Raw genomic sequence first — 23614 nt, 5'->3', positions numbered from 1 at the left:
CAAATTCTGCAGTGTTGAGAGGGTGCTCCGTGGCAGATGGTAAGAGTCTCACACTATAAATTGAGGAACATTCGTGAATGGTGCCAAGATGAAGCTTTTCCACATCGCTTCCATCAGTTCGCTATGGGCCGCTAGCTTCACTGTAGGCTCTCAGCAAAGGATGGCTGAGGATCTGCTCAATCGAAAGCGTTGATTTAATTGAGGCGAACGATCAACGATCTGAATCCAAGGCTGTGCCATCACATCGAACGGAGTCTCGACCTCTGAAAAAACCAACATCGAAAAATAGAACGTGACCATTATAGGGAACTACCCTCAAGCACTCTTCATTACGCAAAGGCGAACCGCCTCTGCTTCCTGGCTTACTAAATTGAAGTCATAGCTCTTTCAAAAAAGGAGCTTGCTTTCTTTAATGTTATATACTTGGCTCCGGTGCCGTCATAAAGTTTATGAAACTGTTGCCAATTTTTAAGTGCATAGTCTCGGATAAATATCGTCCTGTGTATGTCATGAGTTTCAATAGCTAAAACGCAATCTGATAGCGTTACCGCCTCATCTTTTTCAAGAATGCATATCTTTCCGGGTGTAATCATGCCGACTCGTGGAAATAATAAAGCGGGCCCTTTAACCGAGACTCGAGAGAATACTTTTCCGTAAGTGTAGTTGAGTAGGATCTCTCCGTTTCTTAGTTGAGTAGTGTGTATGAGCGGCAATCCATTATCGCACGCCTTGATGGCGTGCATTTGTACTTGGCCACGTTTAATGAGTACTTTTGGCTTGTCAGTCTGGACTTCAGATTTATAGGTGCTGGGTGACTGTAATTGTTTATGCGTAATCTTTACGATTGATGTGCGAGCTACTGCGCTTTTGAAAATACGCATGCAGTTTCCCGAAACAATCTCTACATTGTAGTTTTGATTTATTAGGTTCCAACCCTGCTCGTCTCGCTCGCTAGCCAGTGAACCATTTGGCAATATTGCGAATAAATATCCATCTTTTGATAGGTACTTTAGACTTAAATAAACAAAGGCTAGCGCCAAGCCAGACTTGACGCCTTCAAGGTCTGGCCAAATAGTACCTTTTCGGCCTCTTTCGCTAAACGGAGGATTTAGTAATACTAAATCAATTGATTGTTTTTTTTGGGAAAATTTAGTACTTCTATGAGAGCTCAGCTTTAAGAAGTCTGAGCATGAGACGCACCATTTTTTATTTAATGAAGCTATCAGTTTTGCACTTTTTTGGCTTAAATCGTTGGCGTATATGGAGGCATATGGCCAATGCTTTTCTGCTTCATTAAGCAAGCTCCCTTCACCAGCTGAGAAGTCAGCGATGCTCTGAGGAACAAAATTTTCCGGAACACACGCGATCATCGTCTGCGCCAGTTCGGAGGGTGTGTAATGAAGATCGATCATCAGGTGTTTGATCTACGCGGTCTATTTGCGCTACGTTTGATGAAAATAGCTGACGCTTCATCGAAAAGCGCGGAAACGTGATATACCAGAAGACGCGCGGTTCCGCCAGTGCGACCAGCCTTCCTGATAGGGTGATCGTGAACCAGTTCCACAGGTACGTGGCTTGACAGCGTAAAAAGTACTGCACCCAAGGCGTGGGGTTTAGTGCCGATAAGTGCTACTTTCAAGGCACGGCCAGATGTGTCAGCTGAAATTTCCTCCAATAAATAAAAACAGCTGAAAGGACAGTTTGCAGGAGCGTATCTGATTGATTGCCATGCTTCAGTTTCTTGCAGTGCACCTTTGTTCCCCACATAGGTCTCAAACACATACCAAGGTTTGAACCCTGGTGATCCTATGACAGGTCTAATATTTTCATACCCTGGCTGAATCTGTTCAACTATATAGCGCAAACGTGGCCCTTCAAATCCGAGCAAAGGGACAAACGTAAACTGGTCGTTGTTGCGAGATGAAAGAGTAGCGAATCCGGGTAATGGAGAAATTCCTTGGATGCTATTGCTTAAATCATAAATTTGTCCCTCTACTGGCGCCGAACTCCTAGAGTACATGTCGGGTTCTACGTACACTGCAAGAACTTCTAACTTTGCCGATAGAGCAGCCTTTAGTATTCCTGCCCATACGGAATGCGTAAGGCCTGTTATATCTAAATAAATTTTAACTTTTGGATCATATCCTCTCCATAAAGATTGTATTTCAACTTCTGATCTAAGCGAAATGGGAAGCTCGATATCTTTCACTGTGAACGAGTTTTGAGATTCAAGTGTAATTTCATGAATTTTTACACCTACTATAGTAGCTCTCCAAGACTCGATATGCTGGGCACGTAATTCTCCTGTTGAGGCGAAAATGTAAATGCTATTATCATACGGGCGAAAATCACTGGCATTTTCAAAGGTGTCAGTTAGTACTGGAGTGTCTTTAGTTGCCCGCATAATAAGATCCAAATAAGCTAAGTTGATCTGGGAGCTGTAGGCTATCGCTTCGGTTACTTTGTGCTAGAACTTCTCTGATTGTTTCTCTAGGATAAGAAATAAGCCCTAGAAATTGTTGCTCTCCGAGCAGGAATTTTCGTTTTTTTCTGTGGCTAAAGACAAAAAGTGGTGAAAATATCGGATGCAAGCGATAGTCGTAGTCAGCGGTATCACTCTCTGACATTAGCTTGTTACCTGGCGAACGAACCAGTGCGAGATGCATTACAGCTTGTTCTAGAATTTTTTTAACCTGTTCATTGGCATCTGTTTTAGATGAATCTTGTTTGATATGGAACTGGTTTACCTCGGGGGCGTGGCCATTCGCGTCTGACGCCATAACTTGCAATATTCGACCAACACTCAGCACTAGCTTTGTAAGCTTTCCGCCTTCAACACTTAATCCCTCCAGTTCAGAAAGGTTTTTTCTGCCTATATCTTCTGCTGCTTCAGTTTGAGACTTGTACGAAATAGGCTCTTGGGGGGTGCCTTCATTTTCGACGTGACGTGTAAAAGCGGCATGTACGAGTTCAAGTAGATAGCGAATATTACCATTTGCGAGTGAGACATATACATCCCAGCCCGCGTAGTATTTGCTGATGCCGCGTTTGCCTTTTCTTATTGCGTATAACGATGCGTGGAAATGGTTGTCTAGTTTTTGCTTCCAAGAGCTTTTGTCGCTAAGCCATGATTTTACGTTTTCAGCAAAGGTTTCGTCAGTACCAGCACCCCAGTAACTTAGGAAGTAAAGGTGTCCAATGTCAATCCGCATCGCAGCGTCAATATTGGTTGATATATTTAAGTTTCTCAGTCTTTCAAGTAACTTGGCTTTTCCTTCAGGACCCAATAGAAGCTCAGCTTCTTCCAAATCACTAACTGGAGGTAGAAGCTGCTGCGGCGTCGTAATTATATTTTCCTCGTCAGGAAAGGCGCTTGTTATTCTTTGTCTGATCACTGATTCCGCAAACGCAGGGAAACGTTGCTCGTTCAGTTTGTCGGCAATATTAATTCTGGCGTAATCTGCAGGGGATGTTAGTTGCTCATTAGAGTTTAACGTCGCTCGCTGTCTCCAGCCTAGTTCTCTTACCCCGATTTTAAAGGTGTAGTTTTTGTTAGCGTGTTTGATAATTGTATTCAGTACTCGCTGCTGATAATCTTCAAAGTTTTCAAACTCGTCAATCAAAAAGAAAAATTGTTTTCCCTTCAGTGCTGAGGATTTGAGAAGTGCACTAGCTAGTTCATCTAATGGGGCGGCTAGCGATGAAATTCTTTCGGGTGGGTTGTCTGCGATCGTGTTGATTTGAGCTTCGAAGTCCAGAATGAGATATTCTATTTCTTCGGCTAGATCTTCAATTGTATGGATATCCTGAAGTCCCAGGGTTATAGCAACTTTTTTCAGAACCTTAGCTGGAATGTCTATTTTTACTTCGGTTTTCTCCTCGAACCATTTCGAAAAATCCAAAAGTAATTGGCAGAAAGTAAGATTGATGTAGTGTCCAAAGTACGCGCACCACTTTTCTTCACTTAATTCTGCGCCGCGAAATGCAGTCACCCTGTTTGTATTAACCCTGTAGTAGACCCCATAAAAAGGCCACTCAGTTATCGGGGAAGGATTGCTAGATAGCTCTAGCTGGCCTTGATAGGAAAGGCCGCGAAGTACTGTAGTTTTTCCGGTGCCGCGGCCACCTATAAGAACGCATGGCCTGTGCGTACGGAGTTCTTCGAAATACGCCGGTTCATTAAATAGTTTAAAGATCGCTTCGTTTAACCACTCTGCCTTATATAGGCCGAGAGTCTTATTTAATCGTCGGGTAGCATCTTCCTGAATTAAAGTCATTATAGCGACCCCTTTTTTATGAGCGGCTTCCAGTTGTTAAGCTGGGTGTAAAATATTGGAAGTGTTGCATCAGGGCAACCGTGATTAAACGCGAGTGCTAGCCCTAGTTTGTGGAAGCCTCGCCAGCAATCCTCTCCACCATCAGTGTCCGGAAGCCCAATTCTAGCGCTTACTGTTTTTACAAACTCTGGACCTTCTATCTTCATGTCCTTACGCCATATTGCAGAATCACTGCTGAGGGCACTTTGGCGTGAGGTGTAGAAGTGAGCTGGAACGATTTTAACCTCAGGGCATCTTCTCGAAATGTTCGATTGGCCTAGCTCGGTGCAAATTACAGGACAGTAAAAAAACTTTATTTTTCCTTGTAGATGATGTTGTACTGCTGCAAATGAAATCTTCTGGTTGTGAATTTCATACTCTCTTTCCCAGGTATCACCAAATTGATTACCTGAACCTACGAAATCATCTACGAATAGAACGTTAGGGGTGTAGCCTCTCAAAAAAATATCTAGCGCTGCTTCGGGAGAAACAATTTTTTGCTCATCCAGCATAAGAATGTCACGTGCCAATCTTGCGAAAGCAAACCCGCTATCTGCATCGTGGGGGATTTCGCCTGTCACTCTTACTACTATCAAAGAATCTATGAATTCAGCCCAAGATGTGCGGGACTTTTTTAACGAGTATTTATCGGTGAGTATGTGTTGTGATACGTTGAGAAATGCACTTCTAAACATTTGCTTTACAAGTTCGTCGGAGAAATATGTAAAGCCATCGAGAAGTCTGAGTGCTAATGGCATCTCTTCTTTTGAAAAGTTGGACGTCCATCCTACTGGATCGAAATTTCCTCTTTTGGGCCACAGCCCTGTCGTTACCATGTAGCGCCATTTATCTGTTGGTAGTGCAACTTCCATGTGCGCCTCCTGTTACGCTTTGTTTTTATAGGTGGTGGCTAATAGATTGTAGAGTTCTTCAGAAAAATCGCTTGAGTTAATCGACAGTTTTTCTATTAGTTCACTTAGCCAAACGTTGTCTTCCTTGCCTTCCCATATCTTGATGTAAGTGCCTGACTTGTAACCATTGTCTTGGCGAAATTTGTTAAGGATGTTTTTTCCTACATATGACTTAAAGAGTTCGCTGGCTGATAAGTCGCTTGCTGTTGCAAGCGTTATGAATGATGGCAGGTCGAAGCTTTTTGATTTCAGAGTTGCTAGTGAAAAGGATTCTATTGCATCTAAGATATTCTGAGCAGACGCGTTGGATTTTTGATCTTTGTCTAGTTCGCTTAGTGCTGATGCCAGCAGTGCTTCAACTTTTGATTCGGTATGATCTGATGCAAGAAGCTCGCTCAAACCGAAATGCCAGATATCGACCAGTTCCAATTTCATCTGAGCAATATCTGCTTCCTGCGACTTCCACCACTTCCACCCTACGTGGTCCATTAATTCTGCACATTCGGTCCAAATAGCGCGATACCATGGATTTCCTGCTGATCTCCATTCTTTGTTTATTTTGCTGTTGATTGTGTCTTGCAAACGCAACATTGATTTTGCTTGATTTTGGAGCAGTGCTAGCCTATCCATTCGCTACCTCACAGGGGGATACCAGTTTCCTACGCGCTAAAAAACAATTTGATCTTAACACTGGTGTAGTGCCGCGTCCCTCTACTCAGATTCATCAGTTGAGTCGGCTTCCTAGGCTTTGATAAGGCGGACATCCCTGCAAAAATATTAGCTAGAGGAAACCTGCGAGTCTGATAACCCGTGTAGGGGGCCCCCCTTAGGGAGGACCCGTAAAATCTGACGCTCCGACTCCTTCGCCTGGGAGGAGTCGGACACAGCAGATCGGCGGATCTGGAGCGATCCGTCGCGTCCGCTCGCGCTGAAGGTTCACGCCGTGAAAAGGGGCGAGGGGAACGCTAATCCATAGGTAGCGATAATACGGTGTTCCATGTGTTCCATGTGTTCCAGAAACGCTAGAGTCCAAGTAATTAAAGGCTTTCAGAGGTGGAACAGCAAATGCGATCAACCGGAACACCAGTTACGCGGAACAAGTTTGGTGTTCCGCGAGTGATGTTCCGGTTCAGGGGGGAGCGCCACGACTGACAGTCGCGACGCGGGGAATCAAGCGGCGATCAGTTGCTCAATGGAGATTGCACCTGCCTTCGCAGTGACCGTATCTACATTGATTGACCTCGGTCCGAACGGTACATGCAGTGGTACGTAGAGGTCAGTTAGAGAGCTCGAACGCCCCATCGCCTTTTCCGTCGCATGCAGGTGTGCTGCGATGGCGGCGAAGTCCTGAGCTGCCTTGTCTAGGCGGTCGGCCCAGATGAACCGTGCCGCACGTAGCTGCTCGTGTCGCAGATCTTCAAGGTCTGGTTACTCTCTGCAATGGATGCTTCGAGCTTCTCCACTTCCATAAAGGACAGATCACGTTTTCTAAATGTGGTCTGCCTCTGCAATCTCATTATTTTGCATCGTCCGCTTCGTGCTCTCGACCGTCTACAACCGATCATGATCAATCAAGGAAGGCGCGCTGACTTTATGATAGGTTTTGCTGTACGCGAGAAATTTTGACAGGAGGTCATCATGGCTAAACCAGCTGCACGCAAGAGCGATCCGTCCAGCTGTCCGTTACCAGGGCACGGCACTAATCCCATAGCCACAGGTTCACCTGACGTATTTTTCGACGGCTTGGCCGCTGCACGCCAAGGCGATACCTGCACCTGCGGCAGTGCGTTGTCCTCTGGTTTGTCCTCTACCGTATTCATCAATGGCAAAAACGCCGCCACTATCGACACGGGCGGTACCCACGGCAGCATCGTCATCGGCGGATCGGGCACAGTCATCATTGGTGACACGCACACACCGTGCGCCTTTGTTCCACCAGAGCCGATAATCGGCCAAGCCAGATGGATTGGATTCAAGATTCCCGCCGAGGAAAGCTATGAGGGCTTATCGTGCACTGCGCATTTTGAGGACGGCTCTTCGCTCCCCGGCATATTCGATAAAGACAATGCAGTCAAATTTACCAACCCCTCAGGTAAAAAGTGCTTGATGCTCAAGTTCGAAGACGAGCCGCCTACAGATAGCCCCTCCGTCACTGACAGCCTTTTGAGCAAAATTCTGGGATAAGGAACATCCTATGATCGAACCGTACATTGTTACCGGTAGCTATGTTGTTCAGCGTGAGCACGCTTTGAAGGACTCTCCCCTTGATCGCGCTTTAGAGCTGATGGAAGGCGCTGCGCTGAGGTTTTCGCTGGACGCCATTTCGGATGAAAAAGTCCGGGCGAGTTATCTGAAAAACATCAAACGTATGTCTCAGCAAACCTTGGATGACGTGAAGGCCGGGAAGATTACGGCGCAAGAGGGCGTGCAGTTCAGTCATGAGATGAGAAACAAGATCATGATGGAACACCGCAAATTCACCTCTGCACAAGGTCTGGCGATTGTTCAAAAGAAGAAAGCCGATGGCAGGACTTTGCAGTCTCTTTTTGATCGCTACTCGGAGCGACTTTTCAAAAAACCTTATAACAGTCTTACTGCAGCAGAGCAGTCAAAGGTTCACTACACCATTTTGGAAGCTGCTGGTCGGGACGATGTGAAGTTCACGAGGGGCACTCAAAAAATGCTGATAATGGGGAAGCTCGGAGTCCTGGTGACTGCCGCCCTCGCGACTTATCAAATCCTCGATGCCGAAAACAAACCGAAAGAAGCGGCACGCCAAGGCATCATCGTTAGCAGTGGTGCCGTGGGCGGTATTCTTGCGGGTATGGGAGTTAGCGCACTCTGTGGCCCAGGGGCTCCCATTTGTGCAATAGCTGTTGTTTTGGTTGGGTCAGTTGCCGGTGGTGTGGCAGGTGGAGTTGTCGCTGATTCACTGGATGAAGAACTGGAGGAGTTTTCGCATTGGGACATTTTTTGAGTGAACCAGAACTGAAAAATGTAAGGGTCGCACTCTCTGATCCGTTCAACGATTTCCCTGTGGATTACGACTACATAGCCAGTCAGGTAAAGAACATCGATCCCGGTATGCTGTACGAGATCCTTTATTCAGAAGTCGCACCGGTGTGTTTCACCAATATTGCGGCTGCCGTGCCCTCTGTCTGGACAGGTTTCGACCCCGAGTCGCTCAATAGCATGATCAACGAAAGGCTGGCTGAGAGAGAGCGCAGTTGGTTTCGCAGGCAATTCGATAAAGCGCTGGTTCTCTGGCTCAAATACAACTACAGCTATATCTGGAAGGAAATTGCCCGCAGGTTGTGAGCGTTCACGTACCTGATTTCAGGGGATGCAGGGCGCTAGCGCGTTCTAGCGCATAGCCCGCATTATGTGCGGCGCGCGCGAGGCCAGTTCCACCCGTTCACTTTCCGATAGACGAAAAAAAAGGCCTTGCTAAGCAAGACCTTTCTTAATTTTGGTGCCCCGAGGGAGACTCGAACTCCCACTCCTTTCGAAAACGGATTTTGAATCCGCCGCGTCTACCAATTCCGCCATCAGGGCTCAATGGCGGCGAAGTATAGAGAGGTGATTACCGTTGGTCAATCACGTTTCATGGTCAATTTTTGATATTTCCGCTAGACTTTCCGGCCCTGCTAGACGAACCCCATCATGCGCGTTGCTGACTTTACCTTCGAGCTTCCTGATTCGCTGATCGCCCGCCACCCTTTGGCCGAGCGTCGCGCTAGTCGCCTGCTGACCCTTGATGGGCCGAGCGGCGCCCTGGCACACCGTCAATTCACTGATTTGCTTGAGCATTTGCGCCCGGGCGATTTGATGGTGTTCAACAATACCCGGGTGATTCCGGCGCGGCTGTTCGGGCAGAAAGCCTCGGGCGGCAAGCTGGAAATTCTCATCGAACGCGTGCTCGATTCGCACCGCGTGCTGGCCCATGTGCGCTCCAGCAAGTCGCCGAAGCCGGGTTCGAAGATCCTCATCGACGGCGGTGGCGAAGCCGAGATGCTCGCGCGTCACGACGCGCTGTTCGAGCTGGGCTTTGCTGAAGAAGTGCTGCCGCTGCTCGATCGCGTCGGGCACATGCCGTTGCCTCCTTATATAGACCGCCCGGACGAGGGCTCGGATCGCGAGCGTTATCAGACCGTGTACGCCCAGCGTCTTGGTGCGGTGGCGGCGCCGACGGCGGGGTTGCATTTCGATCAGCCGCTGATGGAGGCGATTGCTGCCAAGGGCGTCGAGACCGCGTTCGTCACGCTGCACGTCGGTGCGGGGACGTTCCAGCCAGTGCGCGTCGACAAGATCGAAGATCACCACATGCACAGCGAGTGGCTGGAAGTCGGCCAGGATGTGGTCGACGCCGTTGCCGCGTGCCGCGAGCGTGGCGGACGAGTGATTGCCGTGGGCACCACCAGCGTGCGCTCGCTGGAAAGTGCCGCGCGCGATGGCGTGCTCAAGCCGTTCAGCGGCGACACCGACATCTTTATCTACCCGGGCCGGCCGTTCCATGTGGTCGACGCCCTGGTCACCAACTTCCATTTGCCGGAATCGACGCTGTTGATGCTGGTTTCGGCGTTCGCCGGTTATCCCGAAACCATGGCCGCTTATAAAGCCGCCGTCGACAACGGCTACCGCTTTTTCAGCTACGGTGATGCGATGTTCATCACCCGTAATCCCGCCCCGACTGCCCCTGAACACACAGGCCCAGAGGAAACAGAATGAGTCGCGAATGTCGCATGTCCTTTGAACTTCTGGCCACCGATGGCAAGGCCCGTCGTGGTCGGCTGACCTTCCCGCGTGGCACCGTCGAGACCCCGGCGTTCATGCCGGTGGGCACTTACGGCACGGTCAAGGGCATGTTGCCGCGTGACATCGTCGCCACCGGCGCGGAAATCATTCTGGGCAACACCTTTCACCTGTGGCTGCGTCCGGGCACGGAGGTGATCAAGGAGCACGGCGACCTGCACGATTTCATGCAGTGGAAAGGCCCGATCCTCACCGACTCCGGCGGTTTCCAGGTGTTCAGCCTGGGTGCGATGCGCAAGATCAAGGAGGAGGGCGTGACCTTCGCCTCCCCGGTCGACGGCTCGAAAGTGTTCATGGGCCCGGAAGAGTCGATGCAGGTGCAGCGCGATCTCGGTTCTGACATCGTGATGATCTTCGACGAATGCACGCCGTACCCGGCTGACGAAGACGTCGCCCGCGTATCCATGGAGCTGTCGCTGCGTTGGGCCCAGCGCTCGAAAAACGCCCACGGCGACAACACGGCGGCGTTGTTCGGCATCGTTCAGGGCGGCATGCACCAGGACCTGCGCATGCGCTCGCTGGAAGGCCTCGACAAGATCGGCTTCGATGGCCTGGCCATCGGTGGTCTGTCGGTGGGCGAGCCGAAGCACGAGATGATCAAGGTGCTGGATTATCTGCCGGGCATGATGCCGGCTGACAAACCTCGTTACCTTATGGGCGTTGGCAAACCGGAAGATCTGGTTGAGGGTGTGCGCCGCGGTGTGGACATGTTCGATTGCGTGATGCCAACCCGTAATGCCCGCAATGGGCATCTGTTCATTGATACAGGCGTGCTGAAGATCCGTAACGCGTTCCATCGCCATGATGATTCGCCGCTGGATCCGACCTGCGATTGCTATACCTGCCAGAACTTCTCCCGCGCTTATCTGCATCACTTGGACAAGTGCGGCGAAATGCTCGGCAGCATGCTCAATACCATCCATAACTTGCGCCATTATCAGGTGCTGATGGCTGGTTTGCGCGAGGCTATTCAACAGGGTACATTGGCCGCCTTTGTCGATGCCTTCTACGCCAAACGCGGGCTCCCCGTTCCGCCTTTGGACTGAGTTTTCTGACCCCAAGATTCAACATTTGCAACTGGAGTGCTAAATGAGCTTTTTTATCTCTAACGCCATGGCTGACGCAGCTGCACCGGCTGCTGCAGGCCCAATGGGCGGCGGCTTCGAGTGGATTTTCCTGGTCGGCTTCCTGGTCATCTTCTACCTGATGATCTGGCGTCCACAGGCCAAGCGCGCCAAAGAGCAGAAGAACCTGCTGAGCAGCCTTGCGAAGGGTGACGAAGTGGTCACCACCGGTGGCATCGCCGGCAAGATCACCAAAGTGGCCGATGACTTCGTGGTTCTGGAAGTTTCCGACACCGTGGAAATGAAGTTCCAGAAGGGCGCCATCGCCGCCACGCTGCCAAAAGGCACGCTGAAAGCGATCTAAGGTTCCAACTTCTACTCAATCGACGGGGCGCGCAAGGCGCCCCGCGTTCATAACGGGCGGCGTGATGCTGAACAAATATCCTCTGTGGAAATACATTCTGATCCTGGCGGTGCTGGCGGTCGGTCTGATTTATTCCGCTCCCAATCTATACCCCGATGACCCGGCCATTCAGATCAGCGGCGCCAGCACGGCACTGCAGGTCAATCAGGCCGATCTGGATCGCGTCAGCACCGCGCTGCGTGAGTCCGGGATCAACGTCAAGGCAGCCTCGCTGGCCGCCAACGGCAAGGGCGGTCTGATCCGTCTGACCAAGGCTGAAGACCAGCTGCCGGCCAAGGACGTTGTGCGCAAGGCATTGGGTGATGACTACGTCGTCGCACTGAACCTGGCACAGACCACCCCGCAATGGCTGCGTAATCTGGGCGCGCACCCGATGAAGCTGGGTCTGGACTTGTCCGGTGGTGTGCACTTCCTGCTGGAAGTGGACATGGACAAAGCCCTCGACGCCCGCCTGAAAGTCTACGAAGGTGACGTCAAGAGCCTGCTGCGTAAAGAGAAGCTGCGCTATCGCAGCCTGCCGCAACTCAATGGCGCCATTCAGCTGGGCTTCAGCGATGCTGACTCCCGTGAACAGGCCCGTACGCTGATCCGCAAGAACTTCAACGATTTCGACATTGTTCCGGCCGACCTCAATGGTCAACCGGTGCTGCGTCTGGCGATGACCCCGGCCAAGCTGGCGGAAATCCGTGAATACTCCATCAAGCAGAACTTGACCACGGTACGTAACCGCGTCAACGAGCTGGGTGTTGCCGAACCGATCGTTCAGCGTCAGGGCGCTAACCGCATTGTGGTTGAGCTGCCGGGCGTACAGGACACTGCCGAAGCCAAGCGTATTCTCGGCAAGACGGCCAACCTTGAGTTCCGTCTGGCTGCAGAGCCGGGCGCTTCGAAAGCCACTTCCGAAACTTTCGAGTTCCGTGAAGGCAAGCGTCCTCCTGCACAGATCGAACGTGGCCTGATCATCACCGGTGACCAGGTGACTGACGCCAAGGCCGGTTTTGATTCTCAGCACGGTACGCCTGAAGTGAACATCCGCCTGGATGGTCACGGTGGCGAGCTGATGAGCCGCGCAACCCGTTCGAACGTCGGTCGCAGCATGGCGGTGATCTTCATCGAACAGCGTCCAGTGACCACCTACGTCAAGCAGGTTGTCGACGGCGTCGAGAAAGACGTGCCGGTGCAGACCTTCAAGGAAGAGAAGAAGATCATCAGCCTTGCGACCATTCAGTCGCCGCTGGGTGCGCAGTTCCGTATCACCGGCCTGAACGGCCAGGGCGAATCGTCCGAACTGGCGCTGCTGCTGCGTGCCGGTGGTCTGGCCGCTCCGATGTACTTCGCTGAAGAGCGCACAATCGGTCCGAGCCTGGGTGCTGACAACATCACCAAGGGTATCGATGCATCGCTGTGGGGCATGCTGTTCGTCTCGCTGTTCATCATCGCCATCTACCGCTTCTTTGGTGTGATCGCCACGGTCGCACTGGCGGTGAACATGGTGCTGCTGCTGGCGCTGATGTCGCTGCTGGGTGCAACACTGACCCTGCCGGGTATCGCCGGTATCGTCTTGACCATGGGTATGGCGGTCGACGCCAACGTGCTGATCTTCTCGCGGATCCGTGAAGAGATCGCCGCCGGCATGACTGTGCAGCGGGCAATCAACGAAGGCTTCGGCCGGGCATTCACCGCGATTCTCGACGCCAACCTGACCACTCTGCTGGTCGGCGGCATCCTCTTCGCCATGGGCACCGGCCCGGTGAAGGGCTTCGCAGTGACCATGTCCCTCGGGATCTTTACCTCGATGTTCACGGCCATCATGGTGACCCGCGCAATGGTCAACCTGATCTTCGGCGGACGTGACTTCAAGAAGTTGTGGATTTAAGGGGCTGCCATGTTACGTACAATCAACTTCATGGGCGTTCGCAACTTTGCGTTCGGCGTCACTGTGTTTCTCACCGTTCTGGCCTTGTTCAGCGTTTTCCACAAGGGCATGAACTGGGGCCTGGACTTCACCGGCGGTACGCTCATCGAGCTGACCTACGAGCGTCCGGCCGACGTCACCAAAGTGCGTGAGCAACTGGTGACTTCCGGTTACCACGAGGCCGTGGTGCAGAACTTCGGTGCAACCACCGACCTGCTGGTGCGCATGCCGGGTGAAGACCCGCAGTTGGGCCATCAGGTAGCAGACGCGCTGCAGAAAGTCGGTGGCGATAACCCGGCGACCGTCAAGCGCGTCGAGTTCGTTGGCCCGCAGGTCGGTGAAGAACTGCGCGACCAGGGCGGTCTCGGCATGCTCCTGGCGCTCGGCGGCATCCTGATCTACCTGGCTTTCCGCTTTCAGTGGAAATTCGCGGTCGGCGCCATCGTTTCGCTGATTCACGACGTGATCGTGACTGTCGGTATCCTGTCGTTCTTCCAGATCACCTTCGACCTGACGGTGCTGGCGGCGGTACTGGCGATCATCGGCTACTCGCTGAACGACACCATCGTCGTGTTCGACCGGGTTCGTGAGAACTTCCGTGTGCTGCGCAAGGCTTCGCTGATCGAGAACATCAACATCTCGACCACCCAGACCTTGTTGCGGACCATGGCGACGTCGATCTCCACTCTGCTGGCGATCGCTGCGCTGCTGTTCTTCGGTGGCGACAACCTGTTCGGCTTCTCCATCGCCCTGTTCATCGGTGTTCTGGCGGGTACCTACTCGTCGATCTACATCGCCAACGTGGTGCTGATCTGGCTGAACCTGAGCACCGAGGATCTTATTCCTCCGGCCAACACCGAGAAAGAAGTCGACGACCGTCCATAACGGCCATCGTTTCTCCGGCTGTCAGCCCGAAAAAGGCGCGAGTTGAACTCGCGCCTTTTTTTATGCTCCAAGGCTGGGAGAAGCGCGGGCGCGTCCCGCATGTGATGGTCAGGAGGTTCATGTGAACAAGTCGTTGCTGGTTGGTGCGGTATTGGGTGCTGTCGGTGTGACTGCCGGGGGTGCTGTTGCCACCTACAGCCTGGTTAAAAGCGGCCCTGAGTATGCGCAAGTGCTGGCCGTTGAACCGGTCAAAACACAGATCAAGACTCCACGTGAAGTGTGCAAGGATGTTGCGGTAACCCGGCAAAAACCGGTGCAGGATCAACACCAGATCCTCGGCACGGTAATCGGTGCTGTCGGCGGTGGTTTGCTGGGTAACCAGATTGGCGGCGGCAACGGCAAGAAGCTGGCTACGGTCGCTGGTGCGGTCGGTGGCGGTTATGCCGGTAACAAGGTGCAGGAAGGCATGCAGAACCGAGACACCTACACCACTACTCAGACTCGCTGTAACACCGTGAATGACATCAGTGACAAGGTCGTCGGTTACGACGTGCGTTACTCGCTCGATGGCAAGGAAGGCAAGGTGCGGATGGATCGCGATCCGGGCAACCAGATTCCGGTCGACAAGGAAGGCAAGTTGATTCTGTCGCAGAATCAGCCGGGTCAGTAAGGACCGACTGTTTTAACAAGAAGCACCCTGCGGGGTGCTTTTTTGTGCCCGCGATTCAAGCCCCACCACAAATCCCCTGTAGGAGTGAGCCTGCTCGCGATGGCGGTGCATCAGTCAGCATTAATGCCGGCTGATACACCGCCATCGCGAGCAGGCTCACTCCTACACTGGGCCGGTGGTATTTCTCCAAGCATAAAAAAAGCACCCCGAAGGGTGCTTTTTGCGTTTCGCGGGAAGCTTAGCGCTTCAGCGAAGCCGGCAGGTGCGGCTGGATCGCCGTCAGGACTGCCTTGAAGCATTTGGTGTTGCCGGCAACGATGTGGCCTTTTTCAAGGAAATCGTGACCGCCGGTGAAGTCGCTCACCAGACCGCCTGCTTCCTGGATCAGCAGGGCGCCTGCAGCCATGTCCCACTCGGACAGGCCCGATTCCCAGAACGCGTCGAAACGACCGGCAGCCACGTAAGCCAGGTCCAGGCTGGCGGAGCCGGCGCGGCGGATGCCGGCAGTCTGGCCAACCAGGGCGCGGAACATGCCCAGGTAGTTGTCGAGGTTGTCCATCTGGTCGTCACGGAACGGGAAACCAGTGCCCAGCAAAGCGCCTTCGAGGCTGGTGCGACCGCTGACGCGCAGGCGGCGACCGTTCAGTTGCGCGCCGCGACCACGGCTGGCGGTGAATTCTTCCTGGCGAACCGGATCCAGAACCACTGCGTGTTCCAGGCGACCACGGTATTTGCAGGCAATGCTGACAGCAAAGTGAGGAATCCCGCGCAGGAAGTTGGTGGTGCCGTCCAGTGGATCGATGATCCACAGGTACTCTTCGCCTTCGATGCCGTTACCGACGTGCATGCCGGTCTCTTCACCCTGGATCGAGTGATTCGGATAAGCCTTGCGCAGAGCGTCGATGATTTTCTGTTCGGCGGCGCGATCGACCTCGGATACATAATCCTTGGCGTCTTTTTCGTCGACCTTGATGGTATCCAGGCGCTCGATGGAGCGGAAGATCAGTTCACTGGCGCTGCGGGCGGCGCGCAGCGCGATATTCAGCATGGGCTGCATGGATGTGTCACCTAAGGTTGTTAAAGAAAGCCGCGCATTCTATCAGAACTTTTCTTCAGGTGAAGGTCGCTGTTCGCTTTCATAGCTTAACGGTAGGCTGTTCTGTAAGATTTGCACCCCTTTCCTGTGTCCGAGAGCGCCTCCCTTGCTGCAGAACATTCGTGTCGTCCTGGTCAATACCAGCCACCCCGGCAACATCGGCGGGGCCGCGCGCGCCATGAAAAACATGGGTCTGTCGCGGCTGGTGCTGGTCGAGCCGCGCCTGTTTCCGCATCACGAAGCCGATGCGCGAGCTTCCGGCGCCGGGGATATCCTTGAAAACGCACAAGTCGTCGCCACCCTGGAAGACGCTTTGGTCGGCTGCAACCTGGTGCTCGGCACCAGCGCCCGTGACCGCCGCATTCCCTGGCCGCTGCTCGATCCGCGCGAATGCGGGAGCAAAGTGGTCGAGGAAGCGGAGCAGGGCGCGCAAATCGCGTTGGTATTCGGTCGTGAAGACTCCGGCCTGACCAACGAGGAGCTGCAGCGATGTCACTTTCACGTGCACATTCCCTCCGATCCTGAATTCAGCTCGCTGAACCTCGGGGCGGCGGTGCAGGTGTTGAGCTATGAAGTGCGCATGGCCTGGCTGGCCGCACAAGGGCAGCCGACCAAGATCGAGAAAGAAGAAGTGGCCTCGGTGAAAAGCGCCGAGCTCGCGACCATGGATGAGCTGGAGCGCTTCTACGAGCATCTGGAGCAGACGCTGGTCGCCATCGAATTTCTTGATCCGGAAAAGCCACGGCACTTGATGGCGCGCCTGCGCCGGTTGTACGGACGTAGCTCGGTCAGCCGGGCGGAAATGAATATTTTGCGTGGCATCCTCACGGAAACCCAAAAAGCGGCCCGTGGTGAGCTTCTTAAGCGGAAGGACTGAATGATGTTTGAGCGTTTGCGTGAAGATATCCAGAGCGTATTCCATCGGGACCCGGCGGCGCGTAACGCTTTTGAAGTCCTGACCTGCTATCCCGGCATGCATGCGATCTGGATTCATTGCCTGGCCGGGATGCTGTGGCGCAACGAGCTGAAATGGCTGGCGCGCCTGGTGTCCAACTTCGGTCGCTGGTTGACCGGGATCGAGATTCATCCGGGGGCCAAGGTTGGTCGGCGCTTCTTCATCGACCACGGCATGGGCATCGTCATTGGTGAAACCGCCGAGATTGGCGATGACGTGACCATTTATCAGGGTGTGACTCTGGGTGGCACCAGTTGGAACAAGGGCAAGCGCCACCCGACATTGGGTGACGGCGTTGTCGTGGGTGCCGGTGCCAAAGTGCTTGGGCCGTTCACGGTGGGGGCTGGGGCGAAAGTCGGTTCCAATGCCGTCGTGACCAAGGAAGTACCGCCGGGCGCCACGGTGGTGGGAATTCCGGGGCGGATCATCGTCAAGTCCGATGAAGAGCAGGACGCCAAGCGCAAGGCGATGGCCGAGAAGATCGGTTTCGATGCCTATGGCGTCAGCGAAGACATGCCCGACCCGGTGGCCCGTGCCATCGGTCAGTTGCTCGATCACCTGCAAGCGGTGGACGGGCGGCTGGAGGGGATGTGCGGCGCGCTGAAGGATCTGGGCAGTAATTACTGTGCGAAAGATCTGCCTGAGCTGCGTGAAGAAGATTTTGCCTGCGTCAAAGGCAAAGACGAATCCAAAGCCGGCTGACAGGCTTTGTAGGAGCTGCCGCAGGCTGCGATCTTTTGATCTTATTTAAAGCAAAAGCAAAAGATCGCAGCCTTCGGCAGCTCCTACAGGCTCCATCGGCAGGGTGGTGTGCCATTAAGCCGCAGACCCTGCTATCATTCGCGCGCTCTTTTGCGGGTAAACCCGACTAAAGCACTAGGTCTTATAGTTGACTTAAATGCTCGGGAATTGCATACTCCCGCCCATTCCGAACTCCGTGGTAACTGTCCATGCGACTGACTACAAAAGGCCGATACGCCGTGACCGCCATGCTTGACCTGGCGTTGCACGCGCAGCACGGGCCGGTGTCCCTGGCCGATATCTCCGAGCGCCAAGGCATCTCCCTGTCCTATCTCGAACAGCTTTTCGCCAAGCTGCGCCGCAGCAACCTGGTTTCCAGTGTTCGCGGTCCAGGTGGTGGCTACCAGTTGTCCCGCGACATGCAGGGCATCCAGGTGGCTCAGGTGATCGATGCGGTCAACGAATCGGTCGATGCTACAAAATGCCAGGGCCAGGGCGATTGCCATTCCGGCGATACCTGTCTGACTCATCATTTGTGGTGCGACCTGAGCCTGCAGATTCACGAATTTCTAAGTGGTATCAGCTTGGCTGATCTTGTAACTCGCCGTGAGGTGCAGGAAGTAGCCCAGCGTCAGGACCAGCGCCGTTGCAACAGCAAGGCGCCACGCCTGGACAAGATTGAAGCGTCCGCCGTCGAATGACAGCCGAAGAGCTAGCGGAACGCCAGCCCTGATTTAGGAGATAGTCCATGAAATTGCCGATTTACCTTGATTACTCTGCGACCACCCCGGTCGATCCGCGCGTTGCGCAAAAGATGAGTGAATGCCTGCTGGTCGACGGAAACTTCGGTAACCCGGCCTCCCGTTCCCACGTGTTCGGCTGGAAAGCTGAAGAGTCCGTCGAAAACGCCCGTCGTCAGGTGGCCGATCTGGTCAACGCCGACCCGCGCGAAATCGTCTGGACCTCCGGTGCCACCGAGTCCGACAACCTGGCAATCAAGGGTGCGGCGCATTTCTATGGCTCCAAGGGCAAGCACCTGATCACCAGCAAGATCGAGCACAAGGCTGTCCTCGACACCATGCGCCAACTGGAGCGTGAAGGTTTCGAAGTCACCTACCTCGAGCCGACCGAAGACGGTCTCATCACCCCGGCGATGATCGAAGCGGCACTGCGCGAAGACACCATCCTGGTGTCGGTGATGCACGTGAACAACGAAATCGGCACCATCAACGACATCGCTGCCATCGGCGAACTGACCCGCTCCAAGGGCGTTCTGCTGCATGTTGACGCGGCTCAGTCCACCGGCAAGGTCGACATCGACCTGCAGAAGCTGAAAGTCGACATGATGTCGTTCTCCGCCCACAAAACCTACGGCCCTAAAGGCATCGGCGCGCTGTACGTCAGCCGCAAGCCGCGTGTGCGCATCGAAGCGACCATGCACGGCGGCGGTCACGAACGCGGCATGCGTTCCGGCACCCTGGCGACCCACCAGATCGTCGGCATGGGCGAAGCGTTCCGTGTAGCCAAGGAAGACATGGCTGCCGAAAACGTGCGGATCAAAGCCCTGAGCGACCGCTTCTACAAGCAGGTCGAGCATCTGGAAGAGCTGTACGTCAACGGCAGCCTGACCGCCCGCGTTCCGCACAACCTGAACCTGAGCTTCAACTACGTTGAAGGCGAGTCGCTGATCATGGCGCTCAAGGATCTGGCGGTATCGTCCGGTTCGGCCTGCACCTCGGCGTCCCTGGAGCCTTCGTACGTACTGCGCGCCCTGGGCCGCAACGACGAACTGGCACACAGCTCGATCCGTTTCACCTTCGGCCGTTTCACCACCGAAGAAGAAATCGACTATGCCGCGCAGAAAGTCTGCGAGGCCGTTACCAAGCTGCGCGCTTTGTCGCCGCTGTGGGACATGTACAAAGACGGTGTCGACATTTCGAAAATCGAGTGGGCGGCACACTGATTTCAAGTCGCCGCGAACCGGCCCCGTCAACTCAGGTTCCGGGGCTCAAAGAGCGACTCTCTGATGAGTGAGGATTAAGCACCATGGCTTACAGCGAAAAGGTCATCGACCACTACGAAAACCCGCGCAACGTCGGCAAGATGAACGCGGAAGACCCGGATGTCGGCACCGGCATGGTCGGCGCTCCGGCGTGCGGCGACGTGATGCGTCTGCAGATCAAGGTCAACGATCAGGGCGTTATCGAAGATGCCAAGTTCAAGACCTACGGCTGCGGTTCGGCAATCGCTTCCAGTTCCCTGGCCACCGAGTGGATGAAGGGCAAGACGCTGGACGAAGCCGAGACCATCAAGAACACTCAGCTGGCCGAAGAACTGGCCCTGCCGCCAGTGAAAATCCACTGCTCGGTACTCGCAGAAGACGCTATCAAAGCGGCCGTTCGCGACTACAAGCAGAAGAAAGGCTTGATCTAAGCATTGCGCGACGAGTAAGGAGTCAACGATGGCTATCAGCATGACAGAAGCGGCTGCTCGACACGTGCGACGCTCCCTCGACGGGCGCGGCAAAGGTGAAGGGATTCGTCTGGGTGTTCGCACCACAGGCTGTTCCGGCCTTGCCTACGTGCTGGAGTTTGTCGACGAGGTGGTTGCCGAGGATCAGGTGTTCGAAAGTCACGGCGAAAAAGTGATTATCGACCCGAAAAGCCTGGCCTACCTGGACGGCACCGAGCTCGATTTCGTCAAGGAAGGGTTGAACGAAGGCTTCAAGTTCAACAACCCCAACGTACGCGGTGAATGTGGCTGCGGCGAAAGCTTCAACATCTGAGGCTTGTCGTGGGTATTCCTTGTCATTTCGCTTTATTCGAGCTGCAACCGAGCTTTCGTCTGGATCTCGAGCAGTTGGCCACGCGCTACCGTGAGTTGGCGCGCGGTGTTCATCCTGACCGCTTTGCCGACGCTTCCGAGCGCGAGCAGCGTTCGGCGCTCGAGCAGTCTGCGCGGCTCAACGATGCCTACCAGACGCTCAAGAGCCCTGCCCAGCGTGCACGCTACCTGCTGACCATCAGCGGGCATGAAGTGCCGATGGAAGTCACGGTCCATGATCCCGAGTTTCTTCTGCAGCAGATGCAATGGCGCGAAGAGCTCGAAGATCTTCAGGACAGTGCCGACCTCGACGGTGTCGCGGTGTTCAAGCGTCGCCTGAAGGTGGCTCAGGAACAGTTGAACGAAAGCTTCGCAGCCTGTTGGGATGATGCGGCGCAACGCGAACAGGCCGAACGCCTGATGCGGCGCATGCAGTTCCTCGACAAGCTCACCTACGAAGTGCGCCAGTTAGAAGAGCGCCTCGACGATTAACCCAGTGCCGCTCCGGTCGCACGCCTGATATACAGATAAGTCCTGATCACGATGGCCCTACTGCAGATCGCCGAACCCGGCCAAAGTCCTCAACCGCACCAGCGTCGTCTGGCTGTGGGGATCGACTTGGGCACTACCAATTCGCTGGTCGCTGCGTTGCGCAGTGGTCTTTCCGAACCGCTGGCCGACGCTGCCGGGCAGGTCATCCTGCCGTCCGCCGTGCGTTATCACGCCGACCGCGTCGAGGTCGGCGAGTCGGCCAAACTGGCCGCGTCCTCCGATCCCTTGAACACCGTGCTGTCGGTCAAGCGCCTGATGGGCCGTGGTCTGTCCGACGTCAAGCAATTGGGCGAGCAACTGCCGTATCGCTTTGTCGGCGGCGAATCGCACATGCCGTTCATCGACACCGTGCAGGGCCCGAAAAGCCCGGTCGAAGTCTCCGCCGATATCCTCAAGGTGCTGCGTCAGCGTGCTGAAGCGACCCTGGGTGGCGAGCTGGTCGGTGCGGTGATCACTGTTCCGGCGTATTTCGACGATGCTCAGCGCCAGGCCACCAAAGACGCGGCGAAACTCGCCGGTCTGAACGTGCTGCGTCTGCTCAACGAGCCGACCGCTGCCGCTGTGGCTTATGGTCTGGATCAGCATGCCGAAGGGCTGGTGGCGATCTATGATCTGGGTGGCGGCACCTTCGATATTTCGATTCTGCGTCTGACTGGCGGTGTGTTCGAAGTGCTGGCCACCGGCGGCGACAGCGCGCTGGGCGGCGATGACTTCGATCACGCGATTGCCGGCTGGATCATCGAGAGCGCCGGTCTGTCCGCCGATCTCGACCCGGGCGCACAACGCAATTTGCTGCAAACCGCCTGCGCGGCCAAAGAAGCCCTGACCGATGCGGCCAGCGTCGAAGTCGCCTACGGTGACTGGAAAGCGCAACTGACCCGCGAAGCCTTCGATGCGCTGATCGAACCGATGGTCGCCCGCAGCCTGAAAGCCTGCCGCCGCGCCGTGCGTGATTCCGGTATCGAACTGGAAGACGTGCATGCCGTGGTCATGGTCGGTGGTTCGACCCGCGTTCCACGTGTACGCGAAGCCGTTGCCGAAGCCTTCGGTCGTCAGCCATTGACGGAAATCGACCCGGATCAAGTGGTGGCCATCGGGGCCGCGATCCAGGCGGATACGCTGGCTGGCAACAAGCGTGATGGCGGCGAACTGCTGCTGCTCGACGTGATTCCGCTGTCCCTGGGGCTGGAAACCATGGGCGGGCTGATGGAGAAGGTGATTCCGCGCAACACCACCATCCCGGTCGCCCGTGCGCAGGACTTCACTACGTATAAAGACGGCCAGTCGGCCATGGCGATCCATGTGCTGCAGGGCGAGCGCGAGCTGATCAGCGACTGCCGCTCCCTGGCGCGCTTTGAATTGCGCGGCATTCCGGCGATGGTGGCCGGTGCGGCGAAGATTCGCGTGACCTTCCAGGTCGATGCCGACGGTCTGCTCAGCGTGTCTGCCCGCGAACTGGGTTCAGGCGTTGAGGCGAGCATTCAGGTCAAGCCGTCCTACGGCCTGACCGACGGCGAAATCGCCAAGATGCTCAAGGACTCGTTCCAGCACGCCAATGACGACAAGGTCGCCCGTGTCCTGCGCGAGCAGCAAGTCGATGCCCAGCGCCTGATCGAAGCGGTGCAGGGTGCTCTGGAGGCCGATGGCGAGCGTTTGCTCGACGCCGAAGAGCGCATGGTCATCGAACTGCAGATGCAGGAACTGGCCGAACTGATGAAAGGCACCGATGGTTATGCCATCGAGCAGCAGACCAAGCGTCTGTCGCAAGTGACCGATGCTTTTGCTGCCCGCCGCATGGATCTGACGGTGAAAGCCGCTCTGTCGGGGCGCAATCTGAATGAAATCGAGGATATCTGATGCCGCAGGTCATTTTTCTGCCCCACGAGAAGTTCTGCCCTGAAGGCATGGTGGTCGAGGCCGAACCCGGCACTTCGATTCTCGATCTGGCTCACGAACACCATATCGAGATGGAAAGTGCCTGCGGTGGCGTCTGCGCCTGCACCACTTGCCACTGCATCATCCGCGAGGGTTTCGACTCGCTGGAAGAGGCGGATGAGCTGGAAGAAGACTTCCTCGATCGCGCCTGGGGTCTGGAGGCGCAATCGCGTCTGGCCTGTCAGGCTATCGTTGGTGAAGAAGACATCACCGTCGAGATCCCGAAATATTCGCTTAACCATGCGGCCGAAGCGCCGCACTGACTGGTAAGACTGTCATGAGCTACGGTTGGAATGATGTTCAACGTATTGCAGAAGAACTGGCTGAGGCCCACGCCGGCGTCGATCCGTACTCTGTGGGTTTTGTCCGTCTGCAGCAGATGATCCTGGATCTGCCTGACTTTGATAGCACTTCTGGCCGTGTCGGCGAGAAGGTGCTGGAAGCGGTTCAGGAGCTCTGGGCCAAAGAATTGGACTGATCGTCTCGCAGGTTAGGCAATACCCAAGAACCCGCGT

General features: G+C 54.8%; 25 protein-coding genes and 1 tRNA gene. 19 read left to right on the top strand and 7 right to left on the bottom strand.

Going from position 1 to position 23614, the window contains the following annotated elements; all coding sequences use genetic code 11:
* Nucleotides 1-365: 365 nt before the first annotated feature.
* The 5 genes from ABV589_RS09320 to ABV589_RS09300 are packed head-to-tail and all read right to left on the bottom strand — an operon-like array spanning nt 366 to nt 5818.
* Complete coding sequence (locus ABV589_RS09320) at nt 366-1412, bottom strand: N-6 DNA methylase (protein ID WP_367085647.1); 1047 nt, start codon at nt 1410-1412, stop codon at nt 366-368.
* Nucleotides 1412-2404, bottom strand: a complete 993-nt coding sequence (locus ABV589_RS09315; RefSeq protein WP_367085646.1) for a hypothetical protein — start codon at nt 2402-2404, stop codon at nt 1412-1414. Before ABV589_RS09315 ends, ABV589_RS09320 begins: the two co-directional genes overlap by 1 nt.
* Nucleotides 2391-4277 (bottom strand): hypothetical protein, encoded by a 1887-nt coding sequence (locus ABV589_RS09310; protein ID WP_367085645.1) that lies wholly within the window; start codon nt 4275-4277, stop codon nt 2391-2393. The genes ABV589_RS09315 and ABV589_RS09310 overlap by 14 nt, the downstream gene beginning before the upstream one ends.
* Nucleotides 4277-5188, bottom strand: a complete 912-nt coding sequence (locus ABV589_RS09305) for a hypothetical protein (protein WP_367085644.1) — start codon at nt 5186-5188, stop codon at nt 4277-4279. Before ABV589_RS09305 ends, ABV589_RS09310 begins: the two co-directional genes overlap by 1 nt.
* Nucleotides 5189-5200: 12 nt before the next feature.
* Complete coding sequence (locus ABV589_RS09300) at nt 5201-5818, bottom strand: dUTP diphosphatase (RefSeq protein ID WP_367085643.1); 618 nt, start codon at nt 5816-5818, stop codon at nt 5201-5203.
* A 1047-nt stretch (nt 5819-6865) separates the two neighbouring features.
* Between ABV589_RS09300 and ABV589_RS09295 the strand changes: the two genes are divergently transcribed.
* The 3 genes from ABV589_RS09295 to ABV589_RS09285 are packed head-to-tail and all read left to right on the top strand — an operon-like array spanning nt 6866 to nt 8545.
* Nucleotides 6866-7411: a PAAR domain-containing protein gene (locus ABV589_RS09295; RefSeq protein ID WP_367085642.1), complete on the top strand. Its 546-nt coding sequence runs from the start codon at nt 6866-6868 to the stop codon at nt 7409-7411.
* A gap of 10 nt (nt 7412-7421) precedes the next feature.
* Nucleotides 7422-8204: a hypothetical protein gene (locus tag ABV589_RS09290; protein WP_367085641.1), complete on the top strand. Its 783-nt coding sequence runs from the start codon at nt 7422-7424 to the stop codon at nt 8202-8204.
* The gene (locus tag ABV589_RS09285) at nt 8189-8545 is read left to right on the top strand and encodes a hypothetical protein (RefSeq protein WP_367085640.1); all 357 of its coding nucleotides are present in this window, start codon (nt 8189-8191) and stop codon (nt 8543-8545) included. Before ABV589_RS09290 ends, ABV589_RS09285 begins: the two co-directional genes overlap by 16 nt.
* A gap of 152 nt (nt 8546-8697) precedes the next feature.
* Here the strand turns inward: ABV589_RS09285 and ABV589_RS09280 are convergent.
* Nucleotides 8698-8782 (bottom strand) — tRNA-Leu (locus tag ABV589_RS09280).
* 108 nt (nt 8783-8890) lie between these two features.
* On the opposite strand from ABV589_RS09280, the gene queA reads away from it, so the two are divergent.
* The 6 genes from queA (at nt 8891) to ABV589_RS09250 (ending at nt 14997) form a co-directional block, all read left to right on the top strand.
* A complete protein-coding gene (gene queA, locus ABV589_RS09275) occupies nt 8891-9955 on the top strand; it encodes a tRNA preQ1(34) S-adenosylmethionine ribosyltransferase-isomerase QueA (RefSeq protein ID WP_367085639.1) in 1065 nt (354 codons plus the stop codon).
* Nucleotides 9956-9969: 14 nt separating this feature from the next.
* Nucleotides 9970-11085, top strand: coding sequence for a tRNA guanosine(34) transglycosylase Tgt (gene tgt, locus ABV589_RS09270; RefSeq protein ID WP_161794909.1), 1116 nt, complete (start codon nt 9970-9972; stop codon nt 11083-11085).
* Between the two features lie 43 nt (nt 11086-11128).
* Nucleotides 11129-11467, top strand: coding sequence for a preprotein translocase subunit YajC (gene yajC, locus ABV589_RS09265; protein ID WP_003227923.1), 339 nt, complete (start codon nt 11129-11131; stop codon nt 11465-11467).
* A gap of 64 nt (nt 11468-11531) precedes the next feature.
* The gene (secD, locus tag ABV589_RS09260) at nt 11532-13403 is read left to right on the top strand and encodes a protein translocase subunit SecD (RefSeq protein ID WP_367085638.1); all 1872 of its coding nucleotides are present in this window, start codon (nt 11532-11534) and stop codon (nt 13401-13403) included.
* Nucleotides 13404-13412: 9 nt separating this feature from the next.
* Entirely contained in the window at nt 13413-14327 is a 915-nt protein-coding gene (secF, locus tag ABV589_RS09255; protein WP_007964416.1) for a protein translocase subunit SecF, read from the top strand.
* Between the two features lie 121 nt (nt 14328-14448).
* Nucleotides 14449-14997: a glycine zipper 2TM domain-containing protein gene (locus ABV589_RS09250; RefSeq protein ID WP_007964417.1), complete on the top strand. Its 549-nt coding sequence runs from the start codon at nt 14449-14451 to the stop codon at nt 14995-14997.
* A gap of 238 nt (nt 14998-15235) precedes the next feature.
* Here ABV589_RS09250 and suhB read toward each other — a convergent pair whose 3' ends face one another.
* Nucleotides 15236-16054, bottom strand: coding sequence for an inositol-phosphate phosphatase (gene suhB, locus ABV589_RS09245; protein WP_007964419.1), 819 nt, complete (start codon nt 16052-16054; stop codon nt 15236-15238).
* Nucleotides 16055-16199: 145 nt separating this feature from the next.
* On the opposite strand from suhB, the gene trmJ reads away from it, so the two are divergent.
* The 10 genes from trmJ (at nt 16200) to iscX (ending at nt 23577) form a co-directional block, all read left to right on the top strand.
* Nucleotides 16200-16970 carry a tRNA (cytosine(32)/uridine(32)-2'-O)-methyltransferase TrmJ gene (gene trmJ / locus ABV589_RS09240; RefSeq protein WP_367085637.1) on the top strand — a complete coding sequence of 257 codons (771 nt, stop codon included), beginning with the start codon at nt 16200-16202 and terminating at the stop codon, nt 16968-16970.
* 3 nt (nt 16971-16973) lie between these two features.
* Nucleotides 16974-17750: a serine O-acetyltransferase gene (gene cysE, locus ABV589_RS09235; protein WP_367085636.1), complete on the top strand. Its 777-nt coding sequence runs from the start codon at nt 16974-16976 to the stop codon at nt 17748-17750.
* Between the two features lie 248 nt (nt 17751-17998).
* Nucleotides 17999-18490 carry a Fe-S cluster assembly transcriptional regulator IscR gene (gene iscR, locus ABV589_RS09230; protein WP_003227911.1) on the top strand — a complete coding sequence of 164 codons (492 nt, stop codon included), beginning with the start codon at nt 17999-18001 and terminating at the stop codon, nt 18488-18490.
* Nucleotides 18491-18537: 47 nt separating this feature from the next.
* Entirely contained in the window at nt 18538-19752 is a 1215-nt protein-coding gene (locus tag ABV589_RS09225) for an IscS subfamily cysteine desulfurase (RefSeq protein WP_007964423.1), read from the top strand.
* Nucleotides 19753-19835: 83 nt separating this feature from the next.
* Complete coding sequence (gene iscU, locus ABV589_RS09220; protein WP_003227907.1) at nt 19836-20222, top strand: Fe-S cluster assembly scaffold IscU; 387 nt, start codon at nt 19836-19838, stop codon at nt 20220-20222.
* Nucleotides 20223-20250: 28 nt separating this feature from the next.
* The gene (iscA, locus tag ABV589_RS09215) at nt 20251-20574 is read left to right on the top strand and encodes an iron-sulfur cluster assembly protein IscA (RefSeq protein WP_003227904.1); all 324 of its coding nucleotides are present in this window, start codon (nt 20251-20253) and stop codon (nt 20572-20574) included.
* A gap of 8 nt (nt 20575-20582) precedes the next feature.
* A complete protein-coding gene (gene hscB / locus ABV589_RS09210; protein ID WP_003227901.1) occupies nt 20583-21104 on the top strand; it encodes a co-chaperone HscB in 522 nt (173 codons plus the stop codon).
* Nucleotides 21105-21155: 51 nt separating this feature from the next.
* Nucleotides 21156-23021: a Fe-S protein assembly chaperone HscA gene (hscA, locus tag ABV589_RS09205; protein WP_367085635.1), complete on the top strand. Its 1866-nt coding sequence runs from the start codon at nt 21156-21158 to the stop codon at nt 23019-23021.
* Entirely contained in the window at nt 23021-23362 is a 342-nt protein-coding gene (gene fdx, locus ABV589_RS09200) for an ISC system 2Fe-2S type ferredoxin (protein WP_003227897.1), read from the top strand. Before hscA ends, fdx begins: the two co-directional genes overlap by 1 nt.
* A 14-nt stretch (nt 23363-23376) precedes the next feature.
* The gene (iscX, locus tag ABV589_RS09195) at nt 23377-23577 is read left to right on the top strand and encodes a Fe-S cluster assembly protein IscX (protein WP_077574428.1); all 201 of its coding nucleotides are present in this window, start codon (nt 23377-23379) and stop codon (nt 23575-23577) included.
* Nucleotides 23578-23614 lie beyond the last annotated feature (37 nt).

The sequence above is a fragment of the Pseudomonas sp. HOU2 genome (assembly GCF_040729435.1).
GTDB lineage: Bacteria > Pseudomonadota > Gammaproteobacteria > Pseudomonadales > Pseudomonadaceae > Aquipseudomonas.
This window is presented reverse-complemented; position numbering and strand designations above follow the sequence as displayed.